The sequence below is a fragment of the Telluria sp. LT2P80 genome, assembly GCF_059685955.1.
Genome location: NZ_JCASIO010000001.1, coordinates 820,061 through 831,770, shown reverse-complemented (window position 1 = coordinate 831,770; position 11,710 = coordinate 820,061). Strand labels below are relative to the sequence as shown.

The following is an 11,710-nucleotide window of genomic DNA, read 5'->3' as shown; positions in this document are numbered from 1 at the left end:
TCTGCGGGGTTGGCCGCAGTCAGGCCAGCCCGGCCAGCTTCGCGTTGCGTTCGCGTTCGAGCTTGGTGATGTAGCGCTGCACCCCGGCCAGCGCGCCGCGCGAGATGTCGACGAACTGGCAGCCGATGCGGCGCGTGGTCTTGTGGTTCAGCAGGGTGAGGTCGAGCGAGTTGCGGATCTCGAGCGAGGTGGCGATCGGCCCGATCTCGGGCAGTTCGATGCGGCAGTTGGCGATCACGCGCCCGAGCGTGGTATCGAGCAGCAGCTTGCTGTCGAGAAGGGCAATGCCGCCAACGCTGATGTCATGCAGCGCGAAGACGCTCATGCCGCCGGTACCGCCATCCATCGGCACCGGAATCAGTGCGCGCACCGGATTGGTGACGGGCGTGGCCATGCGGTAGTACTCGCGCCGCTGCAGGCGGATCAGGGTGGGGGGAATGTCGGCGCGCAGTGCCGGTTCGCCGCGCCAGACTGTCGGGGCCAGGTTGGCGGCGGCGAACAGGATGCGAATCTTGTCGAGCGTGGTTTCGCATTTCGCGCGCGCTGCGCCCGTCATGCGCTGGTTCTGCGCCGGATCGACCGAGCGATCGAGCACGATCGTGTTGCTGTCTTCGTCCACGGCCAGGATCGAGGTTACGCAGACGTCGGCCTCACCCCTGATCAGCAGACGGATCAGCTGGTTGTGTTCGCCGATCTGGCGCAGCAGCGAGACGATCTCGCGGCGCGATGCGACTTCGTAGTCGTGCCAGTCTTCCAGTTCTGCTTCATCCATTGCTAGGCTTTATGTCCTTGACGCTTGTTCCGGGGGGAGGTGAGGCGTCGGATCAGGTGCGGTGGGCATTGACTCACCGTTCTTTTTAGCCGACTCAATATGATATAGCCATGCCAACAGTTCCGCAATTGCTCGATACAGCGTTGGGGGAATTTCGCGGTCCAGATCGACCTGCATGAGCAGCGAGACCAGCTCTTTCGATTCGTGCACGAACACGCCCGCATCCTGGGCGCGCTGGATGATCTGTTCGGCGACCATGCCGGAGCCCTTGGCCACGACCGTCGGCGCTTTCTCGCCGGCGCTGTAGGCCATCGCCACCGCGCTCTTGATGCGCTGGTTGGCCAGTTTATTCATGGTCGCCATCGTCATCATGTTTCGGCGCCGCAGCGGCCCGCGCGCGGGCGTCGAACCCCGCCAGCGGCGTGCCCACCGAATCGAGTGCGCCGGCCAGGTTCAGCACGTGCTGGCGCAGCAGGGCGGCGGTGGCGTCGTCGCCGGTTGCGAGCCCGATCTGCAAGGCGCCGCCCACCATCCGCAGCTGCACATCGAGTTCGCCCAGTTCGGGGAAGCGCAGGCGCAGGCGGCTGTTCCAGATCGCCCCGTCATCGTCGCTGCCGCCACCGTGCGCTTCGCGCTGCACATCCCATTCCATCGGCTGGCCGGGCCACAGCTGGCCTTTCCACGCCAGTTGCGATTGCTCCTGCGCCGCCAGCTGCATGCTGATGAACTGCGCAGTGGCGGGATCCTGCGGGTTCGGGCGCGCGCCGTTTTGTGCGGCCTGCTGCTGCGGTTCGTTCGCCAGTTCGGCCAGTGCGCGCGAGCCCTGCGCCCATTCGGCCACGTGCGATTCGTAGAACAGGCCGCTCTTGCCGAACGCCTGCTTCAGGCCGGCAGCCAGCGCCGCCGGATCGGCGTCCGGCGTGGCCATCAGTGGCGCACTGCCAGTGACGGCGGTGAGCACCGTCTCGGCTTTCTGGGCGGCCGCCAGCACGCCGGCCAGGGCCTGGGCGGTAGGACTGAGCGTGGTGTTTTTTGCTTCGGTGCCGCCGGCAAACGCCTGCGCGCCCAGTCCGGCGCTGGAGGCCAGCAGGGCGCCTGCGCGGCCGAGGGCGGCGCCTTCGCGGTAGCCCAGCGGCGCGCCTGGCGCATCCGTTTCAGCTTGCGGGGCGGGGCCGGCTTCGGCAAAGCCGGTGGCAGTGGTTTGGGCGCCGACCTGAAAGGTAGGGCGGGGATGCAGGCCGATCAGCGTGAGCGGCACGTCGGCGCCGACCAGCGCGCCGGGGGGCAGTTGCATGCGCGCCTGGGTGTCGGCGAACTTGACGATGAAGGTGCCGTCGGTGAGTTTGGCCTGGATTTCACCGTGGATCGCCTTGCCCAGCAGCGGCGCGACGGCGCGCGCGAAGGCTTGCTGGCGCGGGTCGACGGCCTGTTCGGCGGCCTGGCCCGGCGTGACGCGCGTGACGGCGCCAATGAGATCGCGGGGCAGCATCAGTCAACCCCCGCCGGGCGCATCAGATGCCGTAGGCGCGCGCGACGCGGCGTTCGGTCGATTTGCTGTTGATCAGGGACGACAGGTGCGCCATCCATGGGCTGGTCAGGTCGCGGATGCGGCGGTCGGCGTCGAGCATGCGGCGGATTGCATTGACCTTGCGCACGCGTTCCTGGCCGGCCAGCGGGGCCACGCCTTCGTTGGCCTTCAGGCGGCGCGCATGCGCAGCGCATTCCTGTTCGAGTTCGGCCAGGCGATCCCATTCGCTGGCAGTGGCCGCGTCGAGCATGCGCTCGGTGATGCCGACCATCGCTTCGTAGACCGTCACCACTTCTTGTCCATTCATCGTCATCGTCATCGTCAACCTTATGCGCTCATCAGGGTAGGGGTACGCTGGATGGCCGGCACGGTCTGCTCGGCCGTATCGCTCTTTTCGCCGATCGCGACCCAGGCTTCGCGCAGATCGGACATCAGGCCATGGACTTCTTCGATGATCGCGATATCGTTCTTCATATTGGCCTGCAACAGGCGGCGGCTCATGTAATCGTACAACGCATCGAGATTCTGTGCGATCTCGCCGCCAGCTTTCTGGTCGAGCGAGGCGCGCAGGCCATTGTCGATGATCGTGATGGCCTTCGAGATCGACGCGCCCTTTGCGGCCACGTTCGACGACTTGATGTGGTTGATCGCGCTGAGCAGGGCGACGATCACGCCGTCATACAGCATGACCACCAGCTTTTGTGGCGACGCGGCAGCAACGCCGGTCTCCAGACCAACCGTTGCATAGGCGCCGACGCCGCGTTTCGGGGTTCCAAACATATGAGATTCTCCGGTGATGCTGAAATTATGAGTTGGCCGCGATGGACGCCAACTGCTGGGTTAGGTAGTCCGAGGTCGATTGCATCGACGTCATCATCGAGTCGAGTGCGACGAACTGGGCGCGATAGCGTTTTTCGATGCTTTCCAGGCGCGTTTCAAAACGCGCTGCCTGGTCGGCGACCGATTTGATCGATACGTTCAGACCATCGGTTTTGCTCTTGAGCAGGCTGCCACTGCCGACGAAGCTGGTGGCCAGATTGTTGAGCTGGAAGGCGAAGCCTTGCGAGAACGTTACGGTGCCGCGATCGCCGATTGCGCCGCCGGTGATTGATACCTGAATACCTTCTGCGTTTGAGCCTGCCGCTGCCGTCAGTGATTGCCCATTGCCAGTGGCGGCCACGCCGCCGATCGTGCCGACGACGTCAATGCCCTTGCTTGGTGCAGCGCTGCCAAATATCGAATCGACCGAGCTGCCGCTGACAGCGGCAATCGAAATGTTCGAGGTCGATCCATATTTGCTTGATGAGAGCGTCAGGCTGCCATCGTCACCGACCTTCGACTCAACCGTGTCACCCGCGCCAGCGAAGACGGCGTTGCCATTGATCGACGAGCGCAACAGCGCAGCCAGGTCTTCCTTGCTGTAATTGCCAGCTGGTATCTTGATTTCTTGCGTCTTGCTGTCAGTGGCCGGGTCGGTGTCGTTTAAAGTAACGCGCCATACGGTATTCGCGGCGATCGGCGTCATCGTGCCAAGTGTGGCGCTGCTCGACAATGAACCCTGGGTGGCCAGGGTGACGATATTCACGCCGTATGCACCGGCCTTGGTCGCTGCGGTCGATTTGTCGAACTTGACCAGGCCATCAGTGGTCGAACCCATGGCAGCAAACAGCCCGCCAAAGTCGGCGGCATTCTCGGTAATTGCCTTGTTCAGTTTGGTCGAGTCGAGCTTCAGGCTGCCGTCTTTTTCAAACGAGATGCCAACTTGGCTCAGCGAATTGAGCTTGCCGCCCGTGCCTTCCATGACCGTACTGATCTGCCGGCGCAACTGGCTCTGGATGGCGCGTACGCTTGCATCGCCCTGCAGCACGCCGCCAGTTTGGGTCTCGGCGTTATACTTGGTCAGCGTGCCCATCGTCTTGTTTAGTTCGTTGTACGCCTTGACGAAGCCATTGACCGCCGTGCTGATCGCCGCCGTGTCCTTCGACACGGTGAGCGTGCTGCTGCCTACGGCGCTGACATCGAGCGTGACACCTTGGATTGCATCCTTGACGCTGGTACTGTCGCTCTTGATTTCAATGCCATTCATGTTCAGCAGCGTGCTTTGTGCGCCGGCTGTCTGGGTCATGCCTTGCGCACCTGCAGGATCGTAGCCGAGCAAGGACACCAATGCCTGATCGCCGGCGGCTCCGTCTTCGTCGGTCACGCCGATCTTCATCGACGTCGCTTCACCGGTCTTGTTTGACGTGACCACCAGGTGGAACGGCTTGCTGCTGCCATCGGACACGATGGTGGCCGTCACACCCATGTCGGCCTTGTTGATGGCATCGCGAATGCCTTGCAGCGTCTGATCGCCAGGCGCCAAGGTGATCGTCTTGCTGTTGATCGCACCATTGAGCGAAAAGCCCGAGCCTTGATGGGAGCCGACGCTGCCAGCAGTGAAACCGGCGGATGTTGGGTTGTTGCCTCCAACTAGAATCTGATTACCGTCGTTCGAGCGTAACGTGACGCCGGCCGTGGCCGTTGTCGTCGCGCCAGGATTCGATGCGCCGGCAGCGCGGTTGATGCCACCGTTCACGCTGCCCGTGACGGTTTCGGTCACATCGATGGTACTGCCATCGGCTGCTTTGAATTGCAGCGTGCCATCGACGGCACTGCCGCTGACGGTGATGTTGGCAGCGGCCAGGGCGTTGCGAGCGCCGGCGCCGGCAAGCGCAGTGTCCAGGCCGGCGCGGGTTAGCGGGGCGCTATCGGGATTAAGGTTGGCTAGTTGCACGCCGCCGACTGACAGCGCGTAGCTGGAATTAGGAGTGACGCTGACCTCGCCGAAGTTGGCGAACAGGTCGGCAGCGGTTTCTGTACTGCCTGCGGTGGCGACAACGCCTGTCTTTTCGCTTTGTGCATTGATCGCTTCGGCCAGTGCGCGCGCGCTGCGCGTAGTAGGGCTGGTGCTGATCGCAACGCCATTCAGGCTCAGCGAGCCATTGGCAATACCGCCAGCGGCTGCCGCAAGCCCAAGGGCGCTGCCGGTCGCGCCAAAGGTGCCACCAGTAACGGTTCCGAACTGGAACGTCAAATTCGCGGGATTGCCGCCGCCGATCGTGCTGGTGCTGCTGGCCATGCCGTAAGACTTGAGGCTCTGCGATTGGGCGAGCTGCGTAACATTGACCTTGTACTTGCCTGGCACGGCGCCTTGCCCAGCCGTGCCGGTGAGGACATCCTTGTTCGATGGTGACGCACTCAGGCCTTGGAAGGTGTTAGATTGATTCAGCGATGTCAACGCACCTTGAAATGCGCCAACGGCAGCGCTAACCTGATTCAGGGCAGAATTTTTCGATTGCAACGCAGCCGTTTTTTTCGCGTAGTTGTCGAGCGGCCTTGCTTCAGCTTGCATCAGTTTGGTAACGATGCCTTCGATGTCGAGTGCCACTTGTTTCTCCGGTGAAAGCAATAATGTAAGTCATTATCGGCAGAAACAAACCGTACTTAAGAGCGGTAAAGGCGGCTCTCTTTTTATTTTGGTAGGCACCGTCGCCAGTGATCTCGTGGCGCCATGTAAAAAGCGCCACACCTGGTCGGGTGCGGCGCTTTGGGTGAGCAGCGAATCGCGTCAGGCACGTTGGTTCAGCAGGCGTCCCACCATTTTGTCGATCGATTTGGCCATTTCGAGCGCCTCCTTGGTCGGCATCTGGCGGACGACTTCCTTCGTGTCGCGGTCGATGATCTTGACCACGAGGTCCTTGCTCTCTTCGTCAATCTCGAATTGCAGGCTCTGCGCCGATTGTGGCAGCGCTTCATTGAGTTTCTTGACGGCGGACGACACCTCGTCCCGGTTCGGCTCGACTTCCGCTTTCTCCGGTGCTGCCCGTGGTGCCGGGGCAGCCGGCCCGCTCGCAACCGCCGGACGTTCGTCCAGCTTGGCGAGGGGTGACGTTGCAACGGATGGAATTTGCATGGCGTATCCTAACGAAAATTCCCCAGCCAAATTTCTTCAGCCGGGGAACCGCTTACCAAGTGGTGCTGTTACTACGCGTTAGCGATTAGCCACGCAGGAGCGACAGAACACCGTTCGGCAGCGAGTTGGCCTGGGCCAGCATCGACGTACCAGCCTGCTGCAGGATCTGACCGCGGGTCATTTTTGCAGTCTCAGCAGCGAAGTCGGTATCGACGATGCGGCTGCGCGATGCGGAGAGGTTCTCGGTGTTCGATGACAGGTTCGAGATCGCTGAATCGAAGCGCGATTGCAGTGCGCCGTATTCAGCGCGCTGGCTGTTGACTGCGCCAAGCGCAGCGTCAGCAATTTTAATAGCCAGCTGGGCGCCATCGAAGGTGCTGATATCCAGGTTTGCTACCGATTTCAAATCCGATGCATCGGTCATAGCCCAACCGCTGGTGTCGTTCACTGAGAAGCTTTTCTCTGAATCCAGAACGATGCGGCCCTTGGCGGTTCCAGCACCGCCGGCGGTAGCGGGCACATCATCGTCAGGATCATCAGGGTCAGCACCGGTAGTTCCTGGGGTGCCTGCGGTCAGCGCCACTGGGGCTGTTGGATTGGCAACGCCTTTTTCATCAAGCGTAGCCATCGTCGCGCCGGTACCAGCCGACATGTTTGCCAGGGTAATATCTTTTCCCTCTGCATTGGTCAGTTTCAAGCCCTCATTGGCGGCGTCATACGACGCAGTCACACCGGTCTTGGCCGACTGAGCATTGAAAGCGCTAACTGCTGCCGCATAACCGTTGCCGTCAGTTGCTTTGCCGATCGAAAAGGAGACAGTCACCGCCTCAGTGTTATCCGATTTCAGTTCAAATGCATACGACTGCTCTGCCGAAGCCTTCAAAACAGTTTCAGTTTTTGCGGTTGCCGTTACTCCCGTCTCGCCGCTGGCAGCATTAATTTTCGCTGCGGTATCCTTAGCGGCTTCGCCGATTGCGACTTGCACGCCCTTCGTACCCTGCGAGCCATTGATGGTCATGGTGCCAGCCCCCAATGTGTTGGTTGCGAGGGCTTGGTTTGCACCTTTTTCAACCCGATTGTTACCGTAGGTTGAAGTGGTGAAGTTTGAACCGCCCATCGAGATCAACTGGCCAGCATTGGCGCCAACCTGGAAATTCGCGGTGCCCATCGAGCCGTCCATCAGCTTCTGGCCGTTGAACTCGGTGGTGTTGGCGATACGGTTCAGTTCCGACGTCAGCTGGGTGACTTCGGTTTGCAGTGCCTTGCGGTCGCCGGCTGAGTTCGATGCGTTCGACGATTGGACAGCCAGTTCGCGGACACGTTGCAGGATGTCGCCCGAGCTCGACAGAGCGCCTTCAGCGGTTTGTGCCATCGACACGCCATCGTTGGCGTTACGGGTAGCTTGCGTCATACCCTTGATTTGCGAATTCATGCGGTCCGAAATCGCCAGACCAGCGGCGTCATCCTTGGCGCTGTTAATGCGCATACCCGACGACAGGCGTTGGATCGAGGTGTTCAGCTGCGATTGCGAGGTCGACAGGTTGCGCTGCGAGTTCAGGGATGCGACGTTGGTGTTGATTACTGATGCCATGGTGATTCTCCAGACTAGGTCTTACTAGGGGTGCAGCGACCGTGCTGCTGTTCACTTTGGTCCGTCGCGTTATTCAGTGACGTTCAAACCGCTGTTGTTGCTGGTAACGGTGCCCTGTGGAAAAAGTTTAGGGCCGGACGCAAAATAAATCGTTTTTTTACCTGTCTGGGAAAACACCTGTTCAGAACTTGTCATTCCGCCACGACTACCCGGTTCTTGCCACTGCTCTTGGCCTGGTACATCGCTTTATCGGCCCGCGCCATCAGCGACGCCTGCTCCTCGTTCTGCACCCGCAGCGCCACCCCGCACGAGAAGGTGATCAGCATCTTCTCGTTATCGTGCAAGAAGAAATGCCGGGTCAGCTCGCGCTGCACCCGCACCATGGCGGCCGCCGCCGCATCGACCGTCGTCTCGGGCAGCAGGATCAGGAATTCCTCGCCGCCGAAGCGCGCGATCACGTCCATCGCGCGCAGCGTCTCGCGCACGACCTTGACCAGGTGCTTGAGCGCGGCGTCGCCCGCCATGTGCCCGTAGGTGTCGTTCAGGCGCTTGAAGTTGTCGAGGTCCAGCAGCGCCACGCACAGCGGCGTGTTGCGGCGGTCGGCGCGGGCGCTTTCACGCTCGAACACGTCGTCCAGGCCGCGGCGGTTCAGGCTGCCAGTCAATTGATCCTCGCGTACCAGCTCGCTCATATGCTGCAGCTCGGCTTCGAGTTCGCGGATGCGCTGCTCGGCTTCCTGCACTTCGCGGTGCGCGCCCACCATGCGGTCGCGCGAGGCCAGCGCTTCGTCCTGCGCATGGCGCGTCTCGCGCAGCACGTCGTTCAGGAGGGTATTGAGTTCGTTGATGTCGGTCGCGCCGCCGATGCGCTCGGAAAAGTCGCCCAGCTTGGCGTGGTAGTCGCCGGTCGCGGCGGCCACCGAGCCCAGGCGCTCGACAAACGTCATCATCATGTTCTTCATCGTCGCACGCACATCGGCGATGCCATGCTTCAGATGACTTTGCTTGATGATCACGTCTTTCAGGCTGCGCGTGGCGTCTTCCAGCGCGCGCGTTTCCAGTGGCCCGGCGATCAGTTCCTGCACCGCCACGACCTGGCCGCGCATATAGTTGTCGTCCTCGAGCAAGCCTTCGATATTGTCGAGCAGCAGGCGGAACAGCCGCAGCAGCAGTTCCTGCTGGCCGGCGCTGTCGTCCTTGCGCAGTTCGATCTGGAAGCACAACTGCTTCAGGCGCGCCTCGATGTCCTGCAGTTCGCTTTCGCCGACCGCCGTCTTGACCAGTGCGCCGAGCGCTTCGGCCTCCTTGACCTGTTCCGGGTTGTTGCTCAGCAGCGAAGCGCAGGCGAACGACAGCGTGCGCGCCAGCATGTCGCGTAGCAGGCGCGTCTGGGGCTCTTCGTCGCCCATTGCCATCACCGGCGTGTTGCGCCGCAGATGGCGCTCGCTCAACTGGCCCAGTGCCTGGGTGTAGCCGCTCCAGTCGCCCGTCTTGACGGCGCGCGTCATGCGCCGGCCGTAGTCGGCCAGTTCGCCCGGCGTATCGAGCAGGCGGCGCGCGAACCCGTTCAGTACCTCGATGGCGCCAGCATCCGGGGCAGGCGCGGGCGGCGGCGGCGGCGTGCCGGCGATCTCGTCATAGATGGCGCGATAAGCGTCCGGCGTCGGCGCGATACGGCGCGTGGCCAGGCGGCGGAACGCCTCGCGTGCAATGTCGGCCGGATTCGCTGCGGGAGCTGCAGCGGAACCAGCGCCGGATACAGCGGGAACGGGTGTGGACGGAGTGGACATGGGTTGCAGCGCGGTGCCGGGTTTGCGGGATTGACGACATGATAGGCAGTTTATTTGCCTCGCATCAACAACTATTCAATGGCAAGACACGCGGCAGGGGCGTCAGTCGACCAGGCCGTTGCGGATCGCATACGTGGTCAGCTCGGCGCTGCTCCGCAGTTTCATCTTTACCAACAGACGCGCGCGGTATTCGCTGATCGTCTTGACCGACAGCGACAATTCGCCTGCGATCTGCGTGACGGTCATGCCCGATGCGATCATCGTCAGCGTCTGGTATTCGCGGTCGGACAAGCCCTCGTGGGCGGCGCTTTCGTGGTCTTCGCCGATGGCGCTGGCCAGCGTTTGCGCGAGCGCGGCGCTGACATACTTTTGTCCCCCCGCCACCAGGCGGATGGCCGTGACCAGTTCGCGCGGCGCGCTCTGCTTGGTGATGTAGCCGGCGGCGCCGGCCTTGAGCGCGCGGATTGCGTACTGGTCTTCGCGGTGCATCGACAGCATCAATACCGACAATTCGGGTTTGTCCTTCTTGATCTGCTTGAGCACGTCGATGCCATTGCGGTCGGGCAGCGAGATATCGAGCAGCATCACGTGGCAGCGCGTCTTGCCCGCCAGGCGCACGGCATCGTGGCCATCCTCGGCCTCGCCGGCGACAACGATGTCGCGCTCGTCGGCGAGGATCTGCTTGAGTCCTTCGCGCACGATGGCATGGTCATCGGCGATGCATACCCGGATGGTTACTTTTTCACTCATTCTGCTTCTTGTTCTGTGCCGGGGCCACGGACGGCACCAGCCTGGTCTTGACGGTCAACATCGTGCCACCTCCAGGCGCTGGCGACAAGGACAGCACGCCGCCAAGCGCGCTGGCCCGTTCGTGCATGCCGCGCAGGCCGAACGCGTGCGGCCGGGTGCGCGCGGCCGGGTCGATGCCGCAGCCGTTGTCGCAGATGGCCAGCGTGAGCTCGCCGCTGTCATGTTCGAGCGTCAGCGTGACCTGCGTTGCGTGTGCATGCTTGGCAACATTGGTCAGCGCTTCCTGGGCGATGCGAAAGAGGGCGTCGGCGTGCTCCGGCGCCGGCTCTGGCGTTAGTGCATCGGGACAGTGCCTGATCACGGCGATGCCGGTTTGTCGCGCGAACTCGTCCGCCTGCCATAAGAGCGCGCCCGCCAGTCCCAGGTCAAGCGCGGTGGCGCGCAAGCCGAACGAGATGCGATGCACCGTCTCGATGGTGCGATCGACGAGCTCGTCGATGTACCCGGCCTGGCCGGCCAGACCGGGCTGGTCGGCCGGCACACGCGCCGACAGCCGCGCCAGCGCCATCTTGATGGCGATGAGGTTGCCGCCCAGGTCATCGTGCAGTTCGCGCGCGATGCGGGTACGCTCGGCCTGACGGGCGGCGTCGTCGCGGTCGTGCTGGAGCAGGGTGGGTTGGCGCATGGTCGAATGATACGACAAGGGCGCGCAAGTCTCGTTACAATGCATCCATGAACAAGGCATTTGTAAAAGAGTCGGACAACGACGACGATGATGAAGCCCTGGTGCTGGCTCAGGCGATTCCTGACGGCGCCAAGAACTACATCACCCCGGCCGGCTACCAGCGCATCAAGGATGAGCTGCTGCAGCTGATCGACGTCGACCGCCCCGAAGTCGTGCGCATCGTGCACTGGGCCGCCTCGAATGGCGACCGCTCGGAAAACGGCGACTATATCTATGGCAAACGCCGCCTGCGCGAAATCGACCGCCGCATCCGCTTTCTTACCAAGCGCATGGATTCGGCGTTCGTCGTCGATCCGAGCATCCAGCATGGCAATGACCAGGTGTTCTTCGGCGCCACGGTCCGCTATGTCAACGGGGCGGGCGAAGAGCACACGATTACCATCGTCGGCATCGACGAGCTCGATCCACTGCATGGCAAGATCAGCTGGGTCTCGCCCGTGGCGCGCGCTTTGACCAAGTGCCGCGAAGGTGACGTCGCGCAGTTGCACACGCCACTGGGCATGGACGAGCTTGAAATCATCTCGGTCGACTATCCCGAGCCCGTCACCGACTGAGCTCGCGGCCCGGTGCTACTATGTGCGC

General features: G+C 62.4%; 12 protein-coding genes. 1 reads left to right on the top strand and 11 read right to left on the bottom strand.

What is annotated here, in order from left to right; all coding sequences use genetic code 11:
• Positions 1 to 19: 19 nt before the first annotated feature.
• The 11 genes from AC56LW_RS03660 to AC56LW_RS03610 all read right to left on the bottom strand — a co-directional run bounded on the left by AC56LW_RS03660 (position 20) and on the right by AC56LW_RS03610 (position 11,068).
• Positions 20 to 772: a flagellar brake protein gene (locus AC56LW_RS03660; protein ID WP_332532356.1), complete on the bottom strand. Its 753-nt coding sequence runs from the start codon at positions 770 to 772 to the stop codon at positions 20 to 22.
• Between the two features lie 9 nt (positions 773 to 781).
• A complete protein-coding gene (locus AC56LW_RS03655) occupies positions 782 to 1,126 on the bottom strand; it encodes an EscU/YscU/HrcU family type III secretion system export apparatus switch protein (RefSeq protein WP_258835295.1) in 345 nt (114 codons plus the stop codon).
• Entirely contained in the window at positions 1,119 to 2,261 is a 1,143-nt protein-coding gene (gene fliK, locus AC56LW_RS03650) for a flagellar hook-length control protein FliK (protein ID WP_499631729.1), read from the bottom strand. Before fliK ends, AC56LW_RS03655 begins: the two co-directional genes overlap by 8 nt.
• Positions 2,262 to 2,283: 22 nt before the next feature.
• The gene (locus tag AC56LW_RS03645; protein WP_499557806.1) at positions 2,284 to 2,607 is read right to left on the bottom strand and encodes a flagellar protein FliT; all 324 of its coding nucleotides are present in this window, start codon (positions 2,605 to 2,607) and stop codon (positions 2,284 to 2,286) included.
• A 20-nt stretch (positions 2,608 to 2,627) separates the two neighbouring features.
• Entirely contained in the window at positions 2,628 to 3,080 is a 453-nt protein-coding gene (gene fliS, locus AC56LW_RS03640) for a flagellar export chaperone FliS (protein WP_499631726.1), read from the bottom strand.
• A 25-nt stretch (positions 3,081 to 3,105) separates the two neighbouring features.
• On the bottom strand, positions 3,106 to 5,727 hold the full coding sequence (gene fliD, locus AC56LW_RS03635; RefSeq protein WP_499631723.1) for a flagellar filament capping protein FliD: 2,622 nt from the start codon (positions 5,725 to 5,727) through the stop codon (positions 3,106 to 3,108).
• Between the two features lie 180 nt (positions 5,728 to 5,907).
• Positions 5,908 to 6,252, bottom strand: coding sequence for a flagellar protein FlaG (locus tag AC56LW_RS03630; RefSeq protein WP_332532351.1), 345 nt, complete (start codon positions 6,250 to 6,252; stop codon positions 5,908 to 5,910).
• A gap of 85 nt (positions 6,253 to 6,337) precedes the next feature.
• The gene (locus tag AC56LW_RS03625) at positions 6,338 to 7,843 is read right to left on the bottom strand and encodes a flagellin N-terminal helical domain-containing protein (protein WP_499631720.1); all 1,506 of its coding nucleotides are present in this window, start codon (positions 7,841 to 7,843) and stop codon (positions 6,338 to 6,340) included.
• Positions 7,844 to 8,034: 191 nt separating this feature from the next.
• Positions 8,035 to 9,633, bottom strand: a complete 1,599-nt coding sequence (locus AC56LW_RS03620; RefSeq protein ID WP_499631718.1) for a GGDEF domain-containing protein — start codon at positions 9,631 to 9,633, stop codon at positions 8,035 to 8,037.
• A gap of 102 nt (positions 9,634 to 9,735) precedes the next feature.
• Positions 9,736 to 10,383 (bottom strand): response regulator, encoded by a 648-nt coding sequence (locus AC56LW_RS03615; RefSeq protein WP_183555683.1) that lies wholly within the window; start codon positions 10,381 to 10,383, stop codon positions 9,736 to 9,738.
• The gene (locus tag AC56LW_RS03610; RefSeq protein ID WP_499631715.1) at positions 10,376 to 11,068 is read right to left on the bottom strand and encodes a sensor histidine kinase; all 693 of its coding nucleotides are present in this window, start codon (positions 11,066 to 11,068) and stop codon (positions 10,376 to 10,378) included. Before AC56LW_RS03610 ends, AC56LW_RS03615 begins: the two co-directional genes overlap by 8 nt.
• Before the next feature lie 47 nt (positions 11,069 to 11,115).
• Between AC56LW_RS03610 and greB the strand changes: the two genes are divergently transcribed.
• Positions 11,116 to 11,682: a transcription elongation factor GreB gene (gene greB / locus AC56LW_RS03605; protein ID WP_499631712.1), complete on the top strand. Its 567-nt coding sequence runs from the start codon at positions 11,116 to 11,118 to the stop codon at positions 11,680 to 11,682.
• The last annotated feature ends 28 nt before the right edge of the window (positions 11,683 to 11,710 follow it).